Origin of the sequence: Streptomyces sp. MJM8645 (assembly GCF_001625365.1) — a bacterium.
Classification (GTDB): Bacteria; Actinomycetota; Actinomycetes; order Streptomycetales; family Streptomycetaceae; genus Kitasatospora.
On record NZ_LJJF01000001.1, the window covers coordinates 4,492,638 to 4,514,248 of the forward strand.

The following is a 21,611-nucleotide window of genomic DNA, read 5'->3' on the forward strand; positions in this document are numbered from 1 at the left end:
GGGAGAATCCGGTCGGATTCTCCCGGGGGGCCTCCGGCCCCCACCCCGCGGGACGGTGCGAGGTGCTTCCGGCACCTCGGGCCCAAACCCGATCAAAGACCAACTGACGTCAGCACGGCGTACAGAACTGTCCTCAGGAGGACTGCAGTGGCGAAGGCGAAGTTCGAGCGGACGAAGCCCCACGTCAACATCGGCACCATTGGTCACATTGACCACGGTAAGACGACCCTTACCGCGGCCATCACCAAGGTGCTGCACGACGCTCACCCGGAGATCAACCCCTTCACGCCGTTCGACCAGATCGACAAGGCGCCGGAGGAGCGGCAGCGCGGTATCACCATCTCGATCGCGCACGTCGAGTACCAGACCGAGGCGCGTCACTACGCCCACGTCGACTGCCCGGGTCACGCGGACTACATCAAGAACATGATCACCGGTGCGGCCCAGATGGACGGTGCGATCCTCGTCGTCGCCGCCACCGACGGCCCGATGCCGCAGACCAAGGAGCACGTCCTCCTGGCCCGCCAGGTCGGCGTCCCCTACATCGTCGTCGCCCTGAACAAGGCCGACATGGTGGACGACGAGGAGATCCTGGAGCTCGTCGAGCTCGAGGTCCGCGAGCTCCTCTCGGAGTACGAGTTCCCGGGTGACGACCTGCCGGTCGTCCGCGTCTCCGCGCTGAAGGCGCTGGAGGGCGACAAGGAGTGGGGCGAGAAGCTCCTCGGCCTCATGGCCGCCGTGGACGAGGCCATCCCGACCCCGGCCCGCGCCGTGGACCAGCCGTTCCTGATGCCGATCGAGGACGTCTTCACGATCACCGGTCGTGGCACCGTCGTCACCGGTCGTATCGAGCGTGGCATCCTCAAGGTCAACGAGACTGTCGACATCATCGGCATCAAGGAGACCAAGACCACCACCACGGTCACCGGCATCGAGATGTTCCGCAAGCTGCTCGACGAGGGCCAGGCCGGTGAGAACGTCGGTCTGCTCCTCCGTGGCATCAAGCGCGAGGACGTCGAGCGCGGCCAGGTCATCATCAAGCCGGGTTCGGTCACGCCGCACACCGACTTCGAGGCCCAGTCCTACATCCTGTCGAAGGACGAGGGTGGCCGTCACACCCCGTTCTTCAACAACTACCGCCCGCAGTTCTACTTCCGTACCACGGACGTGACCGGCGTCGTGACCCTCCCCGAGGGCACCGAGATGGTCATGCCGGGCGACAACACCGCCATGACGGTCGCGCTGATCCAGCCGATCGCCATGGAGGAGGGCCTGAAGTTCGCCATCCGTGAGGGTGGCCGCACCGTGGGCGCCGGCCAGGTCACCAAGATCATCAAGTAATTGATGTTCTGACCTGTCTGTCCCGCACAGGCGAACCGAAGGGCTCCGCACACCCAGGTGTGCGGAGCCCTTCGGCCTTCATCAGGCCTTCACCCGCTCTCACAGCCTGCTCATGGCCGACTGTTATTGTCGGGCGACCGTCCAGCCCGCCGTCGCGGAAAGTGGGATCCAACGCATGCCAACGGCACCACTGTTGTCGGTCGTGATGCCGATCTACAACGAGCAGGAGGCGCTCCCGCTGACCGTCGAGCGGCTGCGGCCGATCCTGGACGGGCTCGGGGTCGACTACGAGGTCGTGGGCGTCGACGACGGCAGTACGGACGCCACCCCCGTCGTCCTGCAGAAGGTCCGGCAGGACTGGCCGGAGTTCCGCATCGTCCGCTTCGCCCGCAACTCGGGACACCAGGCCGCGCTCACCGCCGGCATCCACCGGGCGCGCGGCGACTACGTGGTGAGCATCGACGCCGACCTCCAGGACCCGCCGGAGAAGATCCCGGAGATGCTCGACCTGGCCCGCGAGCAGGGCTTCGACGTCGTCTACGGCGTGCGCGGGGACCGCGCCACCGACACCGCCTTCAAGCGCCGGACGGCCGGCGCCTACTACTGGCTGATGCGCAAGCTGGTCGGCAAGCGGATGCCCAACCAGGCCGGCGACTTCCGCCTGCTCAGCCGTGCGGCCGTGGAGGCCCTCAAGCAGCTGCCCGAGCACCAGCCGGTCTACCGGCTGCTGGTGCCGTGGCTCGGCTTCCCCAGCGGCGAGGTGGTGTACGTCCGGGAGGAGCGGGTGGCCGGCGGCACCCACTACCCGCTGTCCAAGATGGTCCGGCTCGCACTGGACAGCGTGACCAACTTCTCCGCCGCCCCGCTGCGGCTGGCCACCTGGCTGGGCCTGGTGAGCTTCGTGGTCTGCCTGGCCCTCGCGGTCTACACCACTCTCTCGTACGCGCTCGGTGCGACCGTGCCCGGCTGGTCCTCGCTGTTCATCGGCATGCTCTTCATCGGCGCTGTGCAGCTGATCTGCGTCGGACTGTTGGGGGAGTACGTCGGCCGGATCTACTCGGCGGTGCAGGCCCGCCCGACCTACTTCGTCGGCTACGACTCGGCCGACGACGAACTGGCGCAGGACGACGCGGCGCACGGCGACGCGCGGGGCCCGGGCCGGTGACCGTCACCGAGGAACCGGCGGAGCCCGCCGAGCCGGCCCCGTCGACCCGCCGCCAGCTGCCGTCCTTCCTGGTCATCGGCGTGCTCAGCACCGTCTTCTACCTGGCGCTGTTCGTCGCCGCGCGGTGGTTCACCGACCCGCAGGCGGCGAACCTGATCGCGCTGGCCGTCAGCGCGGTGGCCAACACCGCGGCCAACCGCCGCTTCACCTTCGGGGTCACCGGCTCGCAGGGCATGGTCCGGCACCAGTTGCAGGGCGCGGTGGCCTTCCTGATCGGGCTCGGCCTCAGCGCGGGCGTGCTCGCCCTGCTGGACCAGGTGGCGCCGAACGCCTCCCGGCCGGTGGAGGTCGCCGGACTGGTCGCCGCCAACGGCCTGGCCACGGTGGCCCGGTTCGTGCTGCTGAAGATCTGGGTCTTCCGGGGCTGAACCGGCGCTCGACGGCGCCCGTTACCGGCCGTTCGCGGACCGTCCACCCGGCCCCCTCAGCCCGTCGTGCCGACGGGCCCCTCGGTATGCTGTGGCTCGTAGCCTGCCCGCTGACGGTAGTGGAAGTCCGCACCCGGCCGGGGAGACGGGCGGCAGGGACTTGACCGAAGGGGCACGGCACCGTGTCGACCGTACATTCCTCGCCTGAGCGCGAGCTTCAACGTCCGACCGCACCGCCGGGGCCGCCGCCCGAGCCGATCACCAGTGGACGGTCCAGGCGCAATCCGCTCGTCCTGGCCGGGGGGCTGGCCCTGTCCTGGCTGGTGCCGACCGGGCTGGTCGCGCTGGACCTGGGCGTCCTGCTGCTGCCGCTGCTGCTGTTCTCCATAGCCGCCGTGCTCCGGGTCGGCGGCGTGCTGCTCGACCGGCTGTTCGTCGCCGGGCTGGTGCTCGCCGGTTCGGTGCTGACGTTCGGCCTGCTCTTCTCGCTCTGGCCGTGGGGCCTCTCGCCGGTCGCCACCAGCGGCCTGATGTTCAGCGTGGTGACGGTCGCCGCCTGGGCCGCCCGCCGCGGCCCGCGCCTGCCGTTGCGCTTCCGCTGGTCCGACCTGCTGGTCCTGGGCACCGGCTACGGCGTCTGGCACTACCTGTTCCACCCGATCGCGGGAACGTCGGCGGCCGAGCGGGTCGCCTACTTCGCCACGTCGGAGGACCGGCTCGCGCACTTCTCCTTCTTCTCCGGCATCCAGAACGTCGGCGGCTTCAACTTCCTCCACCAGGAGGCGGCCCGGTCCTACCTGATACCGCCGTCCGAGGTGACGTACCCGCAGGGCTCCCACTTCCTGCTGGCCTGGACGGACACCCTCGTCCACTCCGCCGCCGACTCCGGCGACATGCTCTACACCATGAACCGGTACTTCCTGTACCTGCTGGTGGGGTACGCGCTGTTCTGCGCCGCACTGGTCTGGGCGGCCCGGTGGATCGGCGGGCCGCGGCTGCGCGGCTGGCGCTGCGCGGCGGTGTGCGCGACCGTCGGCGCGATCATGTTCGCGAGCAACTACATGGACCTGATGGTCCACGGCTTCGACTCGACCTTCATCGGGCTGCTGCTGATAGCACTCGCGCTGGCCGTGATGATCCGGCCGGCGATGGGCACCACCGAGTTCGTGCTGGCCGCGTCGGCCGGGCTGATCACCGTCACCTACGCGTACAACATCTACGGCGCCTTCGTCAGCGTGGCACTGCTGGGCACGCTGGTGGCGCACCGGCGCAAGTTCGCCGGGCGCTGGTGGTGGACCGCCGGCGCGCTGGCGTGCGCGCTGGGCGTGGCCGCGCTGCCGAGCGTCCTGTCCGTGCTGGGCAACCTCGACGTGGCCAGTGCCTCGAACATGAACGGCCCGAGCGTCGGGGCCGACCGCTCCATACTCATCGGCGGCGGGCTGCTCGGCCTGCTGGCCGCGGTCATGCCGCGCAACCGCCGGACGGCCGTCGGCCAGGCGCACCTCGCGGTCCTGCTCGGCACCGGCGGGCTGCTCAGCGCCTTCGCCGCCTACCAGCTGCACACCATCGGCAAGTACTCGTACTACTTCCACAAGATGACGGCCGTGGGCGTCGTGGTCAGCCTGATATCCCTCGGCGCCGTCGGGGCCATGCTGCAGAGCCCGTACCGGGGGACGGGCCGCACGCTGCCGAGCCGCCTCGGCGAGCTGGCGATATCCGGCCTCGCCGTCGCCGCCGCGCTCAGCCTCTTCGCCAACGTGCAGTGGGGCTTCCTGACCACCAAGGACAACCCGTCCGCCTGGTCCGGCAACCCGCTGGTGGCCTGGGGACGCGGCGAGTTCAAGGGGGACATGGGCCCCAAGGGCGCGCAGGCGCTCGACATATCGAGCAAGGGCCCGGTGATCGCGCTCTTCGCCAACGACGACTACAAGAACCTCAAGGCCACCTGGCTCGCCTCGCTGCTGAACCGGCGCGGGGGCGACATGACGGCGCTGTACGACATCCACTGGGTGTCCATCGGCGGCCCCCAGGTGAAGGAGGAGGACTACCAGAAGTCTCTGGGCCGCCTCAAGGGAGCCATCGACAAGCTCCCGGCCGCGCCCGTCCCGCCGACCATCCTGACCGCCGACCGCTCCGTGGGCGACCGGATCAAGCGGGACCTGGCGGCGCAGGGTGTCACGGTGACGGTGCTGAGCGATCCTCAGAACCTGTGGACGGAGCCGTGGTCCCGTACCTTCCCGGGGGTCTGAGGGTGGGGCCCACCGTCATCGGACGTTCACGGCTACCCGCTACTATTCACAGCAATCGCACGGCCGGGCCGGCCTCGTGCGGAGACGTGTGGCAAGGTCGGCCGGTTAATTCGGTGATCATGTGATGAAGAACCCGATCGCCAAGCTGCTCGGGGTGCTACCCCCGGGGGCCCGGCTCGTGGTCGGTGGGACGGTCGTACTCGGGGCCTCGGCGTACGTCTACATGGCGCTCGTGGGCTACAGCCTGGGCACGGCCGGCGCAGCCAGGGTGACGATGCTCTGGACGATCGTGATGTCCGTCGGGTGGGGCCTGTTCCAGCCCGTCGAACTGGAGCTGACGCGGCTGGTCGCCACCCGCAAGGTGTCCGGGGCGGGGGCACTGCCCGCGGTACGGCGGATGCTGCTGCTCGCCCTGGCGATCCTGGCCGCGGCCTGCGCCGTGCTGGCGGCCGCCGCCGGCCCGATCGCCGACCAGCTGTTCGGCGGCGACCGGACCCTCGTGGTGGCCCTCGCCGGCGGCATGGCGGGCCTCGCGGTGAGCTCGGTCTCCCGCGGTGCGCTGGCCGGCCTCGGGCTGTTCGGCCCCTACGGCACCCAGCTGGCCGTCGACGGTGCCCTGCGCATCGGGCTGGCCGCGCTGACCGCCGTCCTCGGGCTGCACTCGGCGCTGGCCTTCGGCCTGATCCTGGTGGTCGCCCCGGTCGCCGCCTCGCTGATCGGCCTGCGCGGCATCCTCGCCGACCGCGCCCCCGGGCCGGAGGTGTCCTGGCGCCAGCTCACCAGCGGGCTCGGCCTGCTGATCGGCTCCGTGATGCTCAGCCAGCTGGTGGTGAACGCGACCGTCGTCTGCGTGCGCCTGCTCGCGCCGAAGCACTCCGAGGCGTCCGACGCCCTGGTCTTCGCCCTCGGCCAGGCCGTGGTGATGGCCCGCGTGCCGCTCTTCGCCTACAGCGCCCTCCAGGCCTCCATGGTCTCCGCGCTCTCGGGTGCCACCGCGGCCGGCGACCACGCCGAGTTCCGCAAGGTGCTGACCCGCACCACGGCGATCGTCGCCGCCATGTGCATCGGCGGCGGGCTGCCGGTCATCGCGCTCGGCGCCTGGCTCAACCCGCTGCTCTTCAACGCCAAGGACCTGCTCAACCCGCTGGACTTCACCTGGCTCGTCCTCGGCACGCTCTGCTACGTCCTCGCGACGGTCTTCGGCCAGGCGCTGATGTCGAGCGCCCAGCACCGCCGACAGCTGGTGGGCTGGACGGCCGGTTCCGTAGCATTGGTTGCGGTCGCCCTCTCCCCGGGTGACGTCGGTCTCCGTGCCGAGCTCGCGTACCTGGCCGGCGCGCTGATCAGCGCCGTCCTGATGCTGTGGGCGCTGTACCGCGCGTTCCCCTCCAGCCCTGCCGCCTCCGGGCGCTCCGGGCTGGACAGCAGGAGCGCGGCCGAGCCGCTGCGGACCTCGTGACGGTGGGGGACCGGACTGTGATTGGCCGACGACGCCCGTGATCACCACCGACAGACAGACCGAGGCACGCGACGCCGTGCCGTTCGCCAAGCATGGAGCCCCTGTGTCCGACTATGACAACGTCTGGCTGGTGATCCCGGCCTACAACGAAGGCCAGGTGATCGCCGAGGTCGTGGAGGGGGCACGCAAGACCTTCCCCAACATCGTGGTGATCGACGACGGCTGCACCGACGACACGGCGAAGCACGTCATGACGACCGGCGCCCACCTGGTGCGGCACCCGGTCAACCTGGGCCAGGGCGCAGCGCTGCAGACCGGCCTGAAGTACGCGCTGGAGCAGGAGGGCGCCGAGTACTTCGCCACCTTCGACGCGGACGGCCAGCACCAGACCGCCGACGTGGAGAAGATGGTGGCGCTGCTGCGCCAGGACGAGGCCGACATCGTGCTCGGCTCCCGCTTCATCGAGCAGACCGGCCAGGTGCCGTGGATCAAGCGGGTCGTGCTCCGCACCGCCGCCGCGGTCAGCCCGACCGCCCGCAAGCTCAAGCTCACCGACGCACACAACGGTCTGCGCGTGATGAACCGGGAGGCGGCCAGCCGCATCCGGATCACCATGAACGGCATGGCCCACGCTTCGGAGATCGTCTCCTTCCTCGCCGGCTCGGACCTCCGGGTGGCAGAGGTGCCGGTGGACATCCTCTACACCGACTACTCGCGCGCCAAGGGCCAGTCCCTGATCAACGGCGTGAACATCCTCTTCGACATCTCGCTGCGGGAGCGTAACCGCCGATGAATCACCTCTGGATCCAGCTGATCCTCGTCCTGGCCGCCGTGGGCATGGCCCTCCTGTTCGTCCGGCGCTGGGACGCCGCGAACACCCGGGCGTGGAAGCGCATCGCCTTCTCGCTCTTCGTCGTCGCCAACGTCATCGCGATCCTGTGGCCGGCCGGCGTGACCAAGCTGGCCACCGCGCTGGGCGTCGGCCGTGGCACGGACCTGGTGCTCTACCTGATGGTCATCGCCATGGGCTTCCTGACGCTCAACACCTACCTGCGCTTCCGGTCGCTGGAGAAGAAGCTCACCGACCTGGCCCGTACGGTCGCCATCACCGAGGGCGTCCGTCACAACAACGACCGCCTCGACGCTCCGGTCGGCTCCGACCACTGATCGCGCTCCACGCGACAGGGCACGAGGCCTGAGGGCCGGCACCCCCGACGGGGTGCCGGCCCTCAGCCGTGCGTGCGGGCGAGCGCGCCGCCGGAGAGGCCGGCGAACGATCCCGTCGACCGTCGGCCACCGAGCCGAACGGTGACGCCCGTTCATCCGTTGTGGAAGAAGGGGGCGCCAATAGGTGCCGCCTTTTTGGGCTCCGGAAAATCCGGACATTACCGAGTTCATTCATCCCCCGGCCGCCCGGCGGACGTATTTCCTTGTGCCAGAATTTCCGATTGGCGGCCTCTGTACACCCGATCTCCGCCCCCCGGAGCCGGTGTGGGCCGACCGGCTGACGCACGGGCCCGGCAAAGCTGGTTGACTTGGGGCGCCCGCTGGCCGCGGCCGGGCGGCACCGAAGCGTGATCCAGGACCAGGAGGTGCGGCGCCGTCATGAGCGTCGATTTCGTCATCCCGTACTACGGCGATCCGGAGTACCTGTTCGCCACCATCGACAGCATCCGGGCCCAGCACCAGCAGGACTGGCGGCTGACCATCGTGGACGACCAGTACCCGGGCTTCCGGGCGCCCCAGTACATCGAGAGCCTGAACGACGAGCGGATCCGGTACATCCGCAACGCGGAGCGGCTGGGGCCCAACGGCAACACCTACAAGGCCTCCACCCTGGCCGAGCGCGAGTTCGTCTCGATGATGGGCGCCGACGACCTGCTGGAGCCCGACTACCTGGACGTCGTTCTGGAGCGCCTGCGGGCCGACCCGAACGCGATCGCCGTCCAGCCGGGCGTGCGGGTGATGGACAGCGACGGGACCCTGGTGCCCTCGCTCGGCATCGGCGACAAGGTCAAGCGCCGGATCAGCGCGCCGGCCCGCAAGGCCGGGGTGATCAGCGGCGAGGCCGCGGTGAAGAGCCTGCTGTCCGGCAACTGGCTGTACACGCCGTCGCTCACCTACCGCCAGTCCGCGCTGTCGAAGATCCCGTACCGCCCGGACATCGACGCCATCCACGACCTGGCGTTCATGGTCGACATGCTGATGGAGGGCGGCAACCTGCTGGTCGACGAGCGCGAGGTGTTCCGCTACCGGCGCCACCAGGCCAGCGACTCCTCGAACCGGGTCAAGGACGGCAAGCGCTTCGACGAGGAGCTGCGGTACTACTCGCTGATCTCCAAGGAACTGCGCGCCAAGGGCTGGACCAACGCTGCGCGCTCGGCCGACCTGCACCTCTCGTCCCGCCTGCACGCCCTGATGGTCGCCGCCGGCCGGCTCGGCGCGGGTGACTTCTCCCACGCCGGCGCCATGGTCGGCCGCGCGGTCCGCAGCAGCTGACCGGAGCGGGTCCGAGGGCGGTGCCGGCAGCCGGCCGGACGCCCCCGGGTCACGGCGCCCCCGAGGTGCCCGGCCGAATTCGACGGGGCGGGAGTAAGCGCTTCGGTCGGCCGCTGGGCTCTGGATGGGTGAGGGGGTGCTCATGGGGAGCACCGACGACCGACCGGGCGGATCCTGCTGAACCACCACGCCCCAGCCCCGACACGGCCGGAACGGGGTTCTTGCCCGAGGCCGCGGCTTCTGGTAAGCGCCCTATGATGGCCGCTGATCGCCGGTCCACTGCGCCATTCTTCGCCACTCATCGGACGTGGCCACTGCACGGAAGTGACTGACATGACTGATCTGGCCACCAGCCCGGTCGGCGGCTCCCGCAAGGGGTCGCTCGAACCGGAGGGCGCGATCGCGCCCCGCCCCGGACGGCTCGACGGCCTGCTGGAGCGCCCCTGGGCGGTCCGCTCGGCCGAGGCCCTGGTCTCGATCGTGGCGGCGTTCGGCTTCGCGCTGCTCTGCACCCGCATCGACGTCAACCCGCTGAACCGGGTGGGCCAGGTCAGCGGTCTGGCCATGCTCCAGAAGTACGCCGCCATCGTGGGCCTGCCCATCCTGGCGGTGCTGCTGTACGCCGCCTACCGGGGCAGCCTGGCCCGGTACCAGCTGGCCCAGCGGCTGGTCTGCGCGGCCGTCGCGGGACTGGCCACCGGCGCGGTCGCGGGCGGGATCGCGGTGGCGCTGAACGGCACCCAGTGGGGCCTCGGCGGTCAGGAGGGCGACCCGGGCAACCTCATGGGCATGGCCAACGACATGCTGCGCGGCAAGGGCCTGCCCGGGGTCTACCCGCCCGGCTTCCCGGCGCTGCTGGCGGTCTGGTCGAAGCTGTTCTACGGCGGCGTCGGCGGCGTCGGCTACGCCATGAAGGACGTCCAGCTGATCTGCAGCGCACTGGTCGGCCCGATGGCGTACCTCTCCTGGCGGCTGATGCTGCGGCCGGTCTGGGCGCTGCTGATCGCCGTCCCGTCGGCGATCCTCTTCCTCGACCCGATCCGGCCGTACAGCCACGTCACGATGCTGGTCATGGTGCCGATGCTGGCCGCCGCCCTGCGGGAGCTGCGCCGGTCGCACGAGCTGTCGACCCGGTCCACGGTGCTGCGCGGCCTCGGCTTCGGCGTCTCGTTCGGCCTGATGTTCCTCTGGTACTCGGGCTGGTTCGTCTGGGCCGCGCCCGGCGTCCTCGTCCTGACGCTGTTCGTCATCCCGTGGCGCCAGGGCGCCGCCCGGATCAAGCGGGTGCTGCTGTTCCTCGGCGTGACGCTGGTGAGCGCCGGCGTGGTCGGCTCGCCGCTGCTGTACGAGCTGGTGCGGCTGGGCGCCCAGGCCAAGGACCGGTACGCGTACCTCTCGGTGTACATCGACCCGGCGTACATCATGGGCTGGGCCTCGGACCGCAACGGCGACCTGAACTACCACGACTTCCCGTGGCACGGTGAGCTCGCCGGGCAGAGCGCCTACACCCTGCTGCTGCTCGCCGGGGTCGCGCTGGCGCTGGGCCTCGGGCTGCGCAGCATCACCGTCCGGACCGTGACGGCCACCCTGATCAGCGCCTGGCTGCTGCGCTTCTGGTTCGCCTCCCAGATGGCCCAGACCAAGTCCATCCAGCTGTACCCGCGGACGACCTGGATCATCCTGTACGCGTTGATGATCCTCGCGGTGCTCGGCCTGATGTTCCTCGTCCAGCGGGGCGCCGGCTGGCTGCGCACGGTGCAGCGGGTCGCCGCCGTCGGGCGGCCGGCGCCGCTCACCCTGCGGCCCGCGGTCACCGGCCGGCTGGTCGCCGGCGCGGTCTGCGCGGTGGCGCTGTTCGCCACCATGGCCGCCTCCTGGTCGGCGGACCGCTACATGCCGACCACGAAGCCCGAGTTCGTGCCGGTCGCCGGGGCCAAGGGCATCGACATGGGCGCGGACGCCTGGCGCGCCCACATCCTGGTGAACCGCGACGGCAAGTGCCCGAAGTACGACCCGGCCGGGCCGACCGACTGCGCGCCGGTGAACAAGGAGCTCAAGGAGTACAACAACGAGCCCGACAAGGGTCAGCTGTGGTGCGCCAACGTGACCGGCGACGAGTGGGCGCTGACCTGCGGGAGCAAGCGACCCTGGTGACGCGGGTCCGCGGCGGTGCGCGCCGCGGGTGAGGACGGTCACCCGATCGGGGCCGGTGAGGGCGACCTCACCGGCCCCGATTGGCATCCGGGCTGCTCCATGTGGCAGTATGTCCAAGTTGCTCGGTTGAGTTGCCGATGCTGTGCGCCTCCCGCCGGGAGGACTGGAAGCGAGTCCCAGGTACTCGTCGTTCCCGTGATGGCCGTTAAGCGTGAAGTCGACGCCACGGCAGCTGCGGGGCGAAAGTACGGGAATCTTCCGGGAAGTGCATGCGGGGCCTCGGCCCGGCCCCCCCACCCCGAAAGTTTGAAACCGACGAGCTTTTCGCCGGTTTTTTGCAAGCGCGAGCGCGACACGCCCGAGCGCGGGGGTCGGAGGGTGGTCGTGCAGTGACTAAGGACAAAGGACTACTGAGTAGCCATGGCGGGACAGAAGATCCGCATCCGGCTCAAGGCCTACGACCACGAGGTCATCGATTCCTCGGCGAAGAAGATCGTCGAGACGGTGATCCGAACTGGTGCGCAGGTCGCAGGCCCGGTGCCGCTGCCCACTGAGAAGAACGTGTACTGCGTCATCCGCTCGCCGCACAAGTACAAGGACTCGCGCGAGCACTTCGAGATGCGTACTCACAAGCGTCTGATCGACATCCTCGACCCCACGCCGAAGACGGTTGACTCGCTCATGCGTCTCGACCTGCCGGCTGGCGTCGACATCGAGATCAAGCTCTGAGAGGCGCACCGAAGATGGCTAAGCAGATTAAGGGCATCCTGGGCGAGAAGCTCGGCATGACCCAGGTCTGGGACGAGAACAACCGGATCGTTCCGGTGACCGTCGTCAAGGCTGGGCCCAATGTCGTGACCCAGGTCCACACCGCTGACAGTCCGGCCGGCTACGACGCCGTCCAGATCGGCTTCGGCGAGATCGACCCCCGCAAGGTGAACAAGCCCCTCGCGGGCCACTTCGCCAAGGCCGGTGTCACCCCGCGCCGCCACCTGGTCGAGCTCCGTACCTCGGACGCGTCCGAGTACACCCTCGGCCAGGAGATCACCGCGGAGCTGTTCGAGGCGGGTGTCAAGGTCGACGTGACCGGCACCTCCAAGGGCAAGGGCTTCGCCGGTGTCATGAAGCGCCACAACTTCCGGGGCCTCGGCGCCGGTCACGGTGTGCAGCGCAAGCACCGCTCGCCCGGCTCGATCGGTGGCTGCGCCACCCCGGGTCGCGTGTTCAAGGGCATGAGGATGGCCGGCCGGATGGGCCACGAGCGCGTGACCACCCAGAACCTGACCGTCCATGCCGTTGACGCGGAGAAGGGGCTGCTCCTGATCAAGGGCGCAATCCCGGGTCCGAACGGCGGCCTCGTCCTCGTCCGCACCGCGGCGAAGGGGCTGTGAGGATATGAGCACCATTGACATCCTGTCGCCCTCGGGCGACAAGACCGGCAGCCTCGAGCTGCCGGCCGAGATCTTCGACGCGAAGGTCAGCGTTCCGCTGATGCACCAGGTCGTCGTGGCGCAGCTCGCTGCGGCCCGTCAGGGCACCCACAAGACCAAGACTCGTGCCGAGGTCCGCGGTGGCGGCCGTAAGCCGTACCGCCAGAAGGGCACCGGCCGCGCCCGTCAGGGCTCGACCCGCGCCCCGCAGTTCGCCGGCGGTGGCGTCGTGCACGGTCCCGTGCCGCGCGACTACTCGCAGCGGACCCCGAAGAAGATGATCGCCGCCGCCCTGCGCGGTGCGCTCACCGACCGGGCCCGCCACAACCGCATCCACGTCGTCACCGACGTGATCGCGGCCGAGGCGCCGTCGACCAAGGCCGCCAAGGGTCTGTTCGGCAAGATCACCGAGCGCAAGAACATCCTCCTCGTCGTCGAGCGTGCCGACGAGCTGGGTCTGAAGAGCGCCCGCAACCTGCCGCACGTGCACATCCTGGACGCCGGTCAGCTGAACACCTACGACGTGCTCGTCTCCGACGATGTGGTCTTCACCCAGGCCGCCTTCGAGCGTTTCGTGGCGGGTCCCGCCGCGTCCGCCAAGGCCGTGGCTGCTGAGGGCGAGCTCGAAGGGAGCGCCGCCTGATGGCTGCAGAGATCACGAGCAAGACGTTCACGGACCCCCGTGACGTCCTGGTGAAGCCGGTCATCTCGGAGAAGAGCTACTCGCTCCTCGACGAGAACAAGTACACGTTCGTCGTGTCGCCCGGTGCCAACAAGACCCAGATCAAGCAGGCCGTCGAGGCGGTCTTCTCGGTCAAGGTCGAGTCCGTCAACACGCTCAACCGTCAGGGCAAGCGCAAGCGCTCCAAGACGGGCTTTGGCAAGCGCAAGGACACCAAGCGCGCCATCGTGACGCTGGCTGAGGGCAACCGCATCGACATCTTCGGTGGTCCGGTCTCCTAACGGAGATCGTGATCGTCGATAAGGACGAGGACGAGAGAGCCAAATGGGCATCCGCAAGTACAAGCCGACTACGCCGGGCCGTCGTGGCTCCAGCGTGGCCGACTTCGTAGAGATCACGCGGTCCACGCCGGAGAAGTCGCTGGTTCGCCCCCTGCACAGCAAGGGCGGCCGTAACAACGCCGGTCGGATCACCGTTCGCCACCAGGGTGGCGGGCACAAGCGCGCCTACCGCGTGATCGACTTCCGTCGTCACGACAAGGACGGCGTGCCGGCCAAGGTCGCGCACATCGAGTACGACCCGAACCGCACCGCGCGCATCGCGCTCCTGCACTACGCGGACGGCGAGAAGCGCTACATCATCGCGCCGCGCGGCATCGCGCAGGGTGACCGGATCGAGAACGGCGCTGGCGCCGACATCAAGCCGGGCAACAACCTGCCGCTGCGCAACATCCCGGTCGGTACCACCATCCACGCGGTGGAGCTGCGTCCCGGTGGCGGTGCCAAGATGGCCCGCTCCGCCGGTGCCGGCATCCAGCTGCTGGCGCGTGAGGGCAAGATGGCGCACCTGCGCATGCCCTCCGGTGAGATCCGCCTGGTGGACGCGCGCTGCCGCGCCACCGTCGGCGAGGTCGGCAACGCCGAGCAGTCGAACATCAACTGGGGCAAGGCCGGCCGTATGCGCTGGAAGGGCGTTCGCCCGACCGTGCGTGGTGTCGCCATGAACCCGATCGACCACCCGCACGGTGGTGGTGAGGGTAAGACCTCTGGTGGCCGCCACCCGGTCTCGCCGTGGGGCCAGAAGGAGGGTCGCACTCGTAGCCCGAAGAAGGCTTCGAACGCCCTCATCGTGCGCCGCCGCAAGACCAACAAGAAGCGCTAGGAGCAGGTCAGATGCCGCGCAGTCTCAAGAAGGGCCCCTTCATCGACGGCCACCTTCTCAAGAAGGTGGACGCGCAGAACGAGGCGGGTACCCAGAACGTCATCAAGACCTGGTCCCGTCGCTCCGTGATCTTCCCGGCCATGCTCGGCCACACGATCGCGGTGCACGATGGCCGTAAGCACGTCCCGGTGTTCGTCACCGAGTCGATGGTCGGCCACAAGCTCGGCGAGTTCGCGCCGACGCGTACCTTCCGCGGTCACGTCAAGGACGACCGCAAGTCGAAGCGTCGCTAGTCGCCAGCGAGATTACCGACTCAATGACTTACACCAGCAAGGGGACAACCATGGAAGCCAGGGCCCAGGCGCGGTACATCCGCGTCACGCCCATGAAGGCCCGCCGCGTGGTGGACCTCATCCGTGGCCTTCCGGCCACGGAGGCCCAGGCCGTCCTGCGTTTCGCTCCGCAGGCCGCCACCGTGCCCGTCGGCAAGGTGCTCGACAGCGCCATTGCCAACGCCGCGCACAACTACAACCACTCCAACGTGGACGACCTCGTCATCAGCGAGGCGTACGTTGACGAGGGCCCGACCCTGAAGCGGTTCCGTCCGCGTGCGCAGGGTCGTGCCTACCGGATCCGCAAGCGGACCAGCCACATCACCGTGGTCGTCAGCAGCAAGGAAGGGACCCGGTAATGGGCCAGAAGGTTAACCCGCACGGGTTCCGCCTCGGCATCAGCACGGACTTCAAGTCCCGCTGGTACGCCGACAAGCTGTACAAGGACTACGTCAAGGAAGACGTTGCCATTCGTCGCATGATGACGAAGGGCATGGAGCGCGCCGGCATCTCCAAGGTCGAGATCGAGCGCACCCGCGACCGCGTCCGCGTTGACATCCACACCGCTCGCCCCGGCATCGTCATCGGCCGCCGTGGCACCGAGGCCGACCGCATCCGCGGCGACCTCGAGAAGCTGACCGGCAAGCAGGTCCAGCTGAACATCCTCGAGGTCAAGAACCCCGAGCTGGACGCCCAGCTCGTGGCTCAGGGCGTCGCGGAGCAGCTGTCCTCCCGCGTCTCCTTCCGCCGTGCCATGCGCAAGTCGATGCAGGGCACCATGAAGTCCGGCGCCAAGGGCATCAAGGTCCAGTGCTCCGGTCGTCTCGGCGGCGCCGAGATGAGCCGCTCGGAGTTCTACCGCGAGGGCCGTGTGCCGCTGCACACCCTGCGCGCGAACGTCGACTACGGCTTCTTCGAGGCCAAGACGACCTTCGGCCGCATCGGTGTGAAGGTCTGGATCTACAAGGGCGACGTCAAGAACATCGCCGAGGTCCGCGCTGAGAACGCCGCTGCCCGCTCGGGTAACCGCCCGGCCCGTCCCGAGGGTGGTCGTCCCGCCCGCGGTGGCGAGCGCCGTGGTGGCGAGCGCGGTGGCCGCGGCCGTCGCCCCGCCGCGTCCGAGGCCCCCGCGGCCGCGGCCGCGGAGGCTCCGGCTGCCGAGAACACCGGAACGGAGGCCTGACTCCAATGCTGATCCCCCGTCGGGTCAAGCACCGCAAGCAGCACCACCCCAAGCGCCGTGGCGCTGCCAAGGGTGGCACCGAGCTCGCCTTCGGCGAGTACGGCATCCAGGCCGTCACCCCGGCCTACGTGACGAACCGGCAGATCGAGTCCGCTCGTATCGCCGTCACCCGTCACATCAAGCGTGGCGGCAAGGTCTGGATCAACATCTACCCGGACCGTCCGCTCACCAAGAAGCCGGCCGAGACCCGCATGGGTTCCGGTAAGGGTTCGCCCGAGTGGTGGATCGCGAACGTGCACCCGGGTCGGGTCATGTTCGAGCTGTCGTACCCCAACGAGAAGGTGGCTCGTGAGGCGCTGACCCGCGCAGCTCACAAGCTCCCGATGAAGTGCCGGATCATCCGGCGCGAGGCAGGTGAGAGCTGATGTCGGCCGGCACCAAGGCTGCTGACCTCCGCGAGCTGGACAACGAGGGTCTCGTTGCCAAGCTCCGTGAGGCCAAGGAGGAGCTGTTCAACCTCCGCTTCCAGGCGGCGACCGGGCAGCTCGACAACCACGGACGGCTCAAGCTCGTCCGTAAGGACATCGCGCGGATCTACACCCTGATGCGCGAGCGCGAGCTGGGCATCGAGACGGTGGAGAACGCCTGATGACTGAGAACACCAACGAGACGCGCGGTTTCCGCAAGACCCGTGAGGGTCTCGTCGTCAGCGACAAGATGGACAAGACCGTCGTCGTCGCCGTCGAGGACCGCGTCAAGCACGCTCTGTACGGCAAGGTCATCCGCCGTACGAACAAGCTGAAGGCGCACGACGAGGCGAACGCCTGCGGCATCGGCGACCGGGTCCTCCTCGCGGAGACCCGCCCGCTGTCCGCGACGAAGCGCTGGCGCGTCGTCGAGATCCTCGAGAAGGCCAAGTAACGAAGTTGATGCGGTACGGCCGTATGTGCACCAGGCCCCTCGCGGGCGCTGGTGTGAGCAGCGGCCGGCCCGTCAGCTCTCGTTGACGATCAGGAGAAAGCTGTGATCCAGCAGGAGTCGCGACTGCGAGTCGCCGACAACACGGGCGCGAAGGAAATCCTTTGCATCCGCGTTCTCGGTGGTTCCGGTCGCCGCTACGCCGGCATCGGGGACGTCATCGTCGCGACCGTCAAGGACGCGATCCCCGGCGGTTCGGTGAAGAAGGGTGACGTCGTCAAGTGCGTCGTCGTCCGTACCGTGAAGTCGCGTCGTCGTCCGGATGGCTCGTACATCCGCTTCGACGAGAACGCCGCGGTCGTTCTGAAGAACACCGATGGTGACCCCCGTGGTACCCGCATCTTCGGCCCGGTGGGCCGCGAGCTGCGTGACAAGAAGTTCATGAAGATCATCTCGCTTGCGCCGGAGGTGCTCTAACCCATGGCGAACAGCATGAAGATCAAGAAGGGTGACCTGGTTCAGGTCATCACCGGCAAGGACCGCGGCAAGCAGGGCAAGGTCATTCAGGCCATGCCCGCCGAGAACAAGGTCCTGGTCGAGGGTGTGAACCGGGTCAAGAAGCACACCAAGCCGGGCCCGGGCACTCAGGGTGGCATCGTCACCGTCGAGGCCCCGGTGCACGTCTCCAACGTCCAGCTGGTCGTGGAGAAGGACGGCAAGAAGGTCGTCACCCGCGTTGGCTACCGCTTCGATGACGAGGGCAACAAGATCCGCGTTGCCAAGCGAACCGGTGAGGACATCTGATGTCTGAGACGACTGTTGAGAAGGTGACCCCCCGTCTCAAGGAGCGTTACAACTCCGAGATCAAGGGTCAGCTGCAGGAGCAGTTCTCGTACGAGAACGTCATGCTGACGCCCGGCCTGGTCAAGGTCGTCGTCAACATGGGTGTCGGCGAGGCCGCCCGTGACAGCAAGCTGATCGAGGGCGCGATCCGCGACCTCACCGCCATCACCGGTCAGAAGCCGGCGGTGACGAAGGCTCGCAAGTCCATCGCGCAGTTCAAGCTGCGTGAGGGCCAGCCGATCGGCACCCACGTCACCCTCCGCGGTGACCGCATGTGGGAGTTCCTGGACCGTCTGGTGTCGCTGGCCCTGCCGCGTATCCGTGACTTCCGTGGCCTCTCCCCGAAGCAGTTCGACGGCCGTGGCAACTACACCTTCGGTCTGACCGAGCAGGTCATGTTCCACGAGATCGACCAGGACAAGGTCGACCGTCAGCGCGGTATGGACATCACCGTCGTGACCACCGCCCAGACCGACGACGAGGGCCGGGCGCTCCTGCGCGCTCTGGGCTTCCCGTTCAAGGAGGCGTAACCACATGGCGAAGAAGTCCCTCATCGCGAAGGCCGAGCGCAAGCCGAAGTTCGGCGTCCGGGCCTACACCCGGTGCCAGCGCTGCGGCCGTCCGCACTCGGTGTACCGCAAGTTCGGCCTCTGCCGTGTCTGCCTTCGTGAGATGGCGCACCGCGGCGAGCTGCCGGGCGTGACCAAGAGCTCCTGGTAGTCCAGGACCTCGCGGTAATGCCATAGCGAAGCAGGTGTGCCCGACCCCACAGCGCCCCTTTTTGGGGCTGCGTACGGAATCCCGTAGGGTAGTGAGGTCGGGCCCCCTGTCGCGGGAGCTCCATAGCTGCCGTCGACCCTCTTCGGAGGGCTCGCACCCAGTCTTACGACGCCGCAGGTCCCCTGCGTCTGTGCCCCTGCCGCACTCCTCGGAGTGCGGCGGGGGGACCTGGCGCGGAGAAACCACGGCGAGAGAGGCCTGAGGCCATCATGACCATGACCGACCCCATCGCAGACATGCTCACGCGTCTGCGTAACGCTAACTCGGCGTACCACGATTCCGTGGCGATGCCGGCCAGCAAGATCAAGGCGCACGTCGCCGAGATCCTGCAGCAGGAGGGGTACATCTCCTCCTACAAGGTTGAGGAGCCCGTTGAGGGCGAGGTCGGCAAGAAGCTGACCATCGAGCTCAAGTTCGGCCCCAACCGTGAGCGCTCGATCGCTGGCATCAAGCGGATCAGCAAGCCGGGCCTGCGGGTCTACGCAAAGTCCACCAACCTGCCGAAGGTGCTCGGCGGCCTGGGCGTGGCGATCATCTCCACGTCCTCGGGTCTCCTCACCGACAAGCAGGCCGCCAAGAAGGGCGTAGGCGGAGAAGTTCTCGCCTACGTCTGGTAATTCGGGAAACGGAGGTACAGCAATGTCGCGCATTGGACGGCTGCCCATCCAGGTCCCCGCTGGCGTGGACGTCACCATCGATGGCCGGGCGGTCTCGGTGAAGGGCCCCAAGGGCTCCCTCACCCACGTTGTCGCCGCGCCGATCGAGATCGGTAAGGGCGAGGACGGCACGCTGCTCGTCACCCGCCCCAACGACGAGCGTCTGTCGAAGGCCCTGCACGGCCTTTCCCGCACGCTGGTGGCGAACATGATCACCGGCGTGACCGCGGGCTACCGCAAGTCGCTGGAGATCAGCGGTGTCGGCTACCGAGTTCTGGCGAAGGGCTCCGACATGGAGTTCCAGCTGGGCTACAGCCACCCGATCCTGGTCGAGGCCCCTGAGGGCATTTCCTTCGTCGTCGAGTCGGCCACCAAGTTCCACGTGGACGGCATCGACAAGCAGAAGGTCGGCGAGGTCGCCGCGAAGATCCGCAAGCTGCGCAAGCCCGACCCGTACAAGGCCAAGGGCGTCAAGTACGCGGGCGAGGTCATCCGCCGCAAGGTCGGAAAGAGTGGTAAGTAAGCGATGAGCGTCTCTGTCAAGATCGGCAAGGGCAACGCCTACAAGAGCGCCGCTCGCAAGCGCCGCGCGATCCGCGTTCGCAAGCGCGTCGTCGGCACCGAGGTGCGTCCGCGCCTCGTCGTGACGCGCTCGAACCGTCACATGGTCGCCCAGGTCATCGACGACGCCAAGGGTCACACCCTGGCGTCGGCGTCCACCCTCGACGTGTCCATCAAGGGCGCCGAGGGCGACAAGACCGAGCTGGCCAAGAAGGTCGGGAGCCTGGTCGCCGAGCGCGCCAAGGCCGCCGGCATCGAGTCGGTCGTCTTCGACCGCGCGGGCAACCGGTACGCCGGCCGCATCGCCGCCCTGGCGGACGCGGCTCGCGAGGCCGGGCTCGACTTCTAAGCCGCTCGTCGACTCAGTCGACGGACGTAATCGAGAGAGGTAATTCCAATGGCTGGACCCCAGCGCCGCGGTAGCGGCGCCGGCGGTGGCACCGGCGGTGGCGAGCGGCGCGACCGTAAGCGTGACGACCGGGGCAACGCCCCCGCCGTCGAGAAGACCGCTTACGTCGAGCGCGTTGTCGCGATCAACCGTGTCGCCAAGGTTGTCAAGGGTGGTCGTCGTTTCAGCTTCACCGCGCTGGTCGTGGTGGGCGACGGTGACGGCACCGTGGGTGTCGGTTACGGGAAGGCGAAGGAGGTTCCGGCCGCCATCGCCAAGGGTGTTGAGGAGGCCAAGAAGAACTTCTTCAAGGTCCCCCGTATCCAGGGCACCATCCCGCACCCGATCCAGGGTGAGAAGGCCGCCGGCGTCGTGCTCCTGAAGCCCGCCGCCCCCGGTACCGGTGTTATCGCCGGTGGTCCGGTGCGCGCCGTCCTGGAGTGCGCCGGCATTCACGACATCCTGTCGAAGTCGCTCGGCTCGGACAACGCGATCAACATCGTGCACGCCACCGTGGCTGCTCTGAAGGGCCTCGTGCGCCCCGAGGAGATCGCCGCTCGTCGTGGCCTGCCGCTGGAGGACGTGGCTCCCGCTGCTCTGCTGCGGGCGCGTGCTGCAGGGGTGAGCGCCTGATGGCTCGCCTGAAGATCACGCAGACCAAGTCGTACATCGGCAGCAAGCAGAATCACCGTGACACCCTGCGTTCGCTTGGTCTCAAGCGCATGCACGACGTCGTGGTGAAGGAGGACCGTCCCGAGATTCGCGGGATGGCCCAAACGGTCCGTCACCTGGTGACGGTTGAGGAGGTGGACTGATCATGGGCGACAACCCGATCAAGATCCACAACCTGCGTCCCGCCCCGGGTGCCAAGACCGACAAGATCCGCGTGGGTCGTGGTGAGGCCTCCAAGGGTAAGACCGCCGGTCGTGGTACCAAGGGCACCAAGGCCCGCTACCAGGTTCCGCAGCGCTTCGAGGGTGGCCAGATGCCGCTCCACATGCGCCTGCCGAAGCTGAAGGGCTTCAAGAACCCGTTCAAGATCACGTTCCAGGTCGTCAACCTCGACAAGCTGGCCGAGCTCTACCCGCAGGGTGGAGAGGTCACCGTCGAGGACCTGGTCGCCAAGGGCGCGGTTCGCAAGAACTCCCTCGTCAAGGTGCTCGGCACCGGCGAGATCTCGGTTGCGCTGCAGGTGACGGTCGACGCCGTCTCCGGCTCCGCCACCGAGAAGATCACCGCCGCGGGCGGTACCGTCACCGAGCTCGTCTGAGCCCGCTGACTTCCGTGCGAGCCCCGCACCTCCTTCGGGAGGTGCGGGGCTCGCGCGTTTTCCGGGCATCGCGTTTCCGGGCATTCCGTTGACGTGTCCTCGTTCTTTTGTG

General features: G+C 68.4%; 30 protein-coding genes. All 30 read left to right on the forward strand.

Features of this window, described 5'->3' with window-relative positions; translation table 11 throughout:
• Positions 1 to 147: 147 nt before the first annotated feature.
• The 30 genes from tuf (at position 148) to rplO (ending at position 21,499) form a co-directional block, all read left to right on the forward strand.
• The gene (gene tuf / locus A6F73_RS19335) at positions 148 to 1,341 is read left to right on the forward strand and encodes an elongation factor Tu (RefSeq protein ID WP_063348956.1); all 1,194 of its coding nucleotides are present in this window, start codon (positions 148 to 150) and stop codon (positions 1,339 to 1,341) included.
• A 175-nt stretch (positions 1,342 to 1,516) separates the two neighbouring features.
• The gene (locus tag A6F73_RS19340; RefSeq protein ID WP_063348957.1) at positions 1,517 to 2,506 is read left to right on the forward strand and encodes a glycosyltransferase family 2 protein; all 990 of its coding nucleotides are present in this window, start codon (positions 1,517 to 1,519) and stop codon (positions 2,504 to 2,506) included.
• On the forward strand, positions 2,503 to 2,934 hold the full coding sequence (locus tag A6F73_RS19345; RefSeq protein WP_063348958.1) for a GtrA family protein: 432 nt from the start codon (positions 2,503 to 2,505) through the stop codon (positions 2,932 to 2,934). The genes A6F73_RS19340 and A6F73_RS19345 overlap by 4 nt, the downstream gene beginning before the upstream one ends.
• 182 nt (positions 2,935 to 3,116) lie before the next feature.
• Positions 3,117 to 5,183 carry a hypothetical protein gene (locus tag A6F73_RS19350; RefSeq protein WP_159398494.1) on the forward strand — a complete coding sequence of 689 codons (2,067 nt, stop codon included), beginning with the start codon at positions 3,117 to 3,119 and terminating at the stop codon, positions 5,181 to 5,183.
• 124 nt (positions 5,184 to 5,307) lie between these two features.
• On the forward strand, positions 5,308 to 6,642 hold the full coding sequence (locus A6F73_RS19355) for a hypothetical protein (RefSeq protein ID WP_063348960.1): 1,335 nt from the start codon (positions 5,308 to 5,310) through the stop codon (positions 6,640 to 6,642).
• A 103-nt stretch (positions 6,643 to 6,745) separates the two neighbouring features.
• Positions 6,746 to 7,435 carry a glycosyltransferase family 2 protein gene (locus A6F73_RS19360; protein WP_063348961.1) on the forward strand — a complete coding sequence of 230 codons (690 nt, stop codon included), beginning with the start codon at positions 6,746 to 6,748 and terminating at the stop codon, positions 7,433 to 7,435.
• Positions 7,432 to 7,809 carry a DUF2304 domain-containing protein gene (locus tag A6F73_RS19365; RefSeq protein WP_063348962.1) on the forward strand — a complete coding sequence of 126 codons (378 nt, stop codon included), beginning with the start codon at positions 7,432 to 7,434 and terminating at the stop codon, positions 7,807 to 7,809. Before A6F73_RS19360 ends, A6F73_RS19365 begins: the two co-directional genes overlap by 4 nt.
• 438 nt (positions 7,810 to 8,247) lie before the next feature.
• Positions 8,248 to 9,141: a glycosyltransferase gene (locus A6F73_RS19370; RefSeq protein WP_063348963.1), complete on the forward strand. Its 894-nt coding sequence runs from the start codon at positions 8,248 to 8,250 to the stop codon at positions 9,139 to 9,141.
• A gap of 333 nt (positions 9,142 to 9,474) precedes the next feature.
• Positions 9,475 to 11,295 carry a hypothetical protein gene (locus A6F73_RS19375; RefSeq protein ID WP_063348964.1) on the forward strand — a complete coding sequence of 607 codons (1,821 nt, stop codon included), beginning with the start codon at positions 9,475 to 9,477 and terminating at the stop codon, positions 11,293 to 11,295.
• Positions 11,296 to 11,715: 420 nt separating this feature from the next.
• On the forward strand, positions 11,716 to 12,024 hold the full coding sequence (rpsJ, locus tag A6F73_RS19380) for a 30S ribosomal protein S10 (protein ID WP_012785157.1): 309 nt from the start codon (positions 11,716 to 11,718) through the stop codon (positions 12,022 to 12,024).
• Between the two features lie 14 nt (positions 12,025 to 12,038).
• A complete protein-coding gene (gene rplC, locus A6F73_RS19385) occupies positions 12,039 to 12,686 on the forward strand; it encodes a 50S ribosomal protein L3 (RefSeq protein ID WP_063348965.1) in 648 nt (215 codons plus the stop codon).
• 4 nt (positions 12,687 to 12,690) lie between these two features.
• Entirely contained in the window at positions 12,691 to 13,368 is a 678-nt protein-coding gene (gene rplD, locus A6F73_RS19390; RefSeq protein WP_063348966.1) for a 50S ribosomal protein L4, read from the forward strand.
• On the forward strand, positions 13,365 to 13,688 hold the full coding sequence (rplW, locus tag A6F73_RS19395) for a 50S ribosomal protein L23 (protein ID WP_104816576.1): 324 nt from the start codon (positions 13,365 to 13,367) through the stop codon (positions 13,686 to 13,688). Before rplD ends, rplW begins: the two co-directional genes overlap by 4 nt.
• Before the next feature lie 43 nt (positions 13,689 to 13,731).
• A complete protein-coding gene (rplB, locus tag A6F73_RS19400) occupies positions 13,732 to 14,568 on the forward strand; it encodes a 50S ribosomal protein L2 (RefSeq protein ID WP_063348968.1) in 837 nt (278 codons plus the stop codon).
• An 11-nt stretch (positions 14,569 to 14,579) separates the two neighbouring features.
• The gene (gene rpsS / locus A6F73_RS19405) at positions 14,580 to 14,861 is read left to right on the forward strand and encodes a 30S ribosomal protein S19 (protein WP_030055821.1); all 282 of its coding nucleotides are present in this window, start codon (positions 14,580 to 14,582) and stop codon (positions 14,859 to 14,861) included.
• A 50-nt stretch (positions 14,862 to 14,911) separates the two neighbouring features.
• Complete coding sequence (rplV, locus tag A6F73_RS19410; RefSeq protein WP_030055822.1) at positions 14,912 to 15,259, forward strand: 50S ribosomal protein L22; 348 nt, start codon at positions 14,912 to 14,914, stop codon at positions 15,257 to 15,259.
• Positions 15,259 to 16,083 carry a 30S ribosomal protein S3 gene (gene rpsC / locus A6F73_RS19415; RefSeq protein ID WP_063348969.1) on the forward strand — a complete coding sequence of 275 codons (825 nt, stop codon included), beginning with the start codon at positions 15,259 to 15,261 and terminating at the stop codon, positions 16,081 to 16,083. The genes rplV and rpsC overlap by 1 nt, the downstream gene beginning before the upstream one ends.
• Before the next feature lie 5 nt (positions 16,084 to 16,088).
• Positions 16,089 to 16,508, forward strand: a complete 420-nt coding sequence (rplP, locus tag A6F73_RS19420; RefSeq protein WP_030055824.1) for a 50S ribosomal protein L16 — start codon at positions 16,089 to 16,091, stop codon at positions 16,506 to 16,508.
• Positions 16,508 to 16,732 (forward strand): 50S ribosomal protein L29, encoded by a 225-nt coding sequence (gene rpmC / locus A6F73_RS19425; protein WP_063348970.1) that lies wholly within the window; start codon positions 16,508 to 16,510, stop codon positions 16,730 to 16,732. The genes rplP and rpmC overlap by 1 nt, the downstream gene beginning before the upstream one ends.
• A complete protein-coding gene (gene rpsQ, locus A6F73_RS19430; RefSeq protein WP_030055826.1) occupies positions 16,732 to 17,004 on the forward strand; it encodes a 30S ribosomal protein S17 in 273 nt (90 codons plus the stop codon). Before rpmC ends, rpsQ begins: the two co-directional genes overlap by 1 nt.
• 102 nt (positions 17,005 to 17,106) lie before the next feature.
• The gene (rplN, locus tag A6F73_RS19435; RefSeq protein ID WP_030393301.1) at positions 17,107 to 17,478 is read left to right on the forward strand and encodes a 50S ribosomal protein L14; all 372 of its coding nucleotides are present in this window, start codon (positions 17,107 to 17,109) and stop codon (positions 17,476 to 17,478) included.
• Positions 17,479 to 17,493: 15 nt separating this feature from the next.
• Positions 17,494 to 17,805 (forward strand): 50S ribosomal protein L24, encoded by a 312-nt coding sequence (rplX, locus tag A6F73_RS19440; protein ID WP_030055828.1) that lies wholly within the window; start codon positions 17,494 to 17,496, stop codon positions 17,803 to 17,805.
• Positions 17,805 to 18,374 (forward strand): 50S ribosomal protein L5, encoded by a 570-nt coding sequence (gene rplE, locus A6F73_RS19445; RefSeq protein ID WP_030393302.1) that lies wholly within the window; start codon positions 17,805 to 17,807, stop codon positions 18,372 to 18,374. Before rplX ends, rplE begins: the two co-directional genes overlap by 1 nt.
• A 4-nt stretch (positions 18,375 to 18,378) precedes the next feature.
• Positions 18,379 to 18,564, forward strand: a complete 186-nt coding sequence (locus A6F73_RS19450; RefSeq protein ID WP_030393303.1) for a type Z 30S ribosomal protein S14 — start codon at positions 18,379 to 18,381, stop codon at positions 18,562 to 18,564.
• A 269-nt stretch (positions 18,565 to 18,833) separates the two neighbouring features.
• A complete protein-coding gene (gene rpsH, locus A6F73_RS19455) occupies positions 18,834 to 19,241 on the forward strand; it encodes a 30S ribosomal protein S8 (protein WP_030055831.1) in 408 nt (135 codons plus the stop codon).
• 22 nt (positions 19,242 to 19,263) lie between these two features.
• Positions 19,264 to 19,803, forward strand: coding sequence for a 50S ribosomal protein L6 (gene rplF / locus A6F73_RS19460; protein WP_063348971.1), 540 nt, complete (start codon positions 19,264 to 19,266; stop codon positions 19,801 to 19,803).
• A 3-nt stretch (positions 19,804 to 19,806) separates the two neighbouring features.
• The gene (gene rplR, locus A6F73_RS19465) at positions 19,807 to 20,190 is read left to right on the forward strand and encodes a 50S ribosomal protein L18 (protein ID WP_030280785.1); all 384 of its coding nucleotides are present in this window, start codon (positions 19,807 to 19,809) and stop codon (positions 20,188 to 20,190) included.
• Positions 20,191 to 20,238: 48 nt separating this feature from the next.
• Positions 20,239 to 20,862: a 30S ribosomal protein S5 gene (rpsE, locus tag A6F73_RS19470; RefSeq protein ID WP_030055834.1), complete on the forward strand. Its 624-nt coding sequence runs from the start codon at positions 20,239 to 20,241 to the stop codon at positions 20,860 to 20,862.
• The gene (rpmD, locus tag A6F73_RS19475) at positions 20,862 to 21,044 is read left to right on the forward strand and encodes a 50S ribosomal protein L30 (RefSeq protein ID WP_030251557.1); all 183 of its coding nucleotides are present in this window, start codon (positions 20,862 to 20,864) and stop codon (positions 21,042 to 21,044) included. Before rpsE ends, rpmD begins: the two co-directional genes overlap by 1 nt.
• Positions 21,044 to 21,499: a 50S ribosomal protein L15 gene (gene rplO, locus A6F73_RS19480; protein WP_107452913.1), complete on the forward strand. Its 456-nt coding sequence runs from the start codon at positions 21,044 to 21,046 to the stop codon at positions 21,497 to 21,499. The genes rpmD and rplO overlap by 1 nt, the downstream gene beginning before the upstream one ends.
• The last annotated feature ends 112 nt before the right edge of the window (positions 21,500 to 21,611 follow it).

Excerpts from the sequence above, each read along its gene's own strand:
- A6F73_RS19340 (WP_063348957.1), top strand. The coding sequence starts at position 1,517 with ATGCCAACGGCACCACTGTTGTCGGTCGTGATGCCGATCTACAACGAG.
- A6F73_RS19355 (WP_063348960.1), top strand. The coding sequence starts at position 5,308 with ATGAAGAACCCGATCGCCAAGCTGCTCGGGGTGCTACCCCCGGGGGCC.
- A6F73_RS19365 (WP_063348962.1), top strand. The coding sequence starts at position 7,432 with ATGAATCACCTCTGGATCCAGCTGATCCTCGTCCTGGCCGCCGTGGGC.
- A6F73_RS19370 (WP_063348963.1), top strand. The coding sequence starts at position 8,248 with ATGAGCGTCGATTTCGTCATCCCGTACTACGGCGATCCGGAGTACCTG.
- A6F73_RS19375 (WP_063348964.1), top strand. The coding sequence starts at position 9,475 with ATGACTGATCTGGCCACCAGCCCGGTCGGCGGCTCCCGCAAGGGGTCG.
- rpsJ (WP_012785157.1), top strand. The coding sequence starts at position 11,716 with ATGGCGGGACAGAAGATCCGCATCCGGCTCAAGGCCTACGACCACGAG.
- rplC (WP_063348965.1), top strand. The coding sequence starts at position 12,039 with ATGGCTAAGCAGATTAAGGGCATCCTGGGCGAGAAGCTCGGCATGACC.
- rplD (WP_063348966.1), top strand. The coding sequence starts at position 12,691 with ATGAGCACCATTGACATCCTGTCGCCCTCGGGCGACAAGACCGGCAGC.
- rplB (WP_063348968.1), top strand. The coding sequence starts at position 13,732 with ATGGGCATCCGCAAGTACAAGCCGACTACGCCGGGCCGTCGTGGCTCC.
- rpsS (WP_030055821.1), top strand. The coding sequence starts at position 14,580 with ATGCCGCGCAGTCTCAAGAAGGGCCCCTTCATCGACGGCCACCTTCTC.
- rplV (WP_030055822.1), top strand. The coding sequence starts at position 14,912 with ATGGAAGCCAGGGCCCAGGCGCGGTACATCCGCGTCACGCCCATGAAG.
- rpsC (WP_063348969.1), top strand. The coding sequence starts at position 15,259 with ATGGGCCAGAAGGTTAACCCGCACGGGTTCCGCCTCGGCATCAGCACG.
- rplP (WP_030055824.1), top strand. The coding sequence starts at position 16,089 with ATGCTGATCCCCCGTCGGGTCAAGCACCGCAAGCAGCACCACCCCAAG.
- rpmC (WP_063348970.1), top strand. The coding sequence starts at position 16,508 with ATGTCGGCCGGCACCAAGGCTGCTGACCTCCGCGAGCTGGACAACGAG.
- rpsQ (WP_030055826.1), top strand. The coding sequence starts at position 16,732 with ATGACTGAGAACACCAACGAGACGCGCGGTTTCCGCAAGACCCGTGAG.
- rplX (WP_030055828.1), top strand. The coding sequence starts at position 17,494 with ATGAAGATCAAGAAGGGTGACCTGGTTCAGGTCATCACCGGCAAGGAC.
- rplE (WP_030393302.1), top strand. The coding sequence starts at position 17,805 with ATGTCTGAGACGACTGTTGAGAAGGTGACCCCCCGTCTCAAGGAGCGT.
- A6F73_RS19450 (WP_030393303.1), top strand. The coding sequence starts at position 18,379 with ATGGCGAAGAAGTCCCTCATCGCGAAGGCCGAGCGCAAGCCGAAGTTC.
- rpsH (WP_030055831.1), top strand. The coding sequence starts at position 18,834 with ATGACCATGACCGACCCCATCGCAGACATGCTCACGCGTCTGCGTAAC.
- rplF (WP_063348971.1), top strand. The coding sequence starts at position 19,264 with ATGTCGCGCATTGGACGGCTGCCCATCCAGGTCCCCGCTGGCGTGGAC.
- rplR (WP_030280785.1), top strand. The coding sequence starts at position 19,807 with ATGAGCGTCTCTGTCAAGATCGGCAAGGGCAACGCCTACAAGAGCGCC.
- rpsE (WP_030055834.1), top strand. The coding sequence starts at position 20,239 with ATGGCTGGACCCCAGCGCCGCGGTAGCGGCGCCGGCGGTGGCACCGGC.
- rpmD (WP_030251557.1), top strand. The coding sequence starts at position 20,862 with ATGGCTCGCCTGAAGATCACGCAGACCAAGTCGTACATCGGCAGCAAG.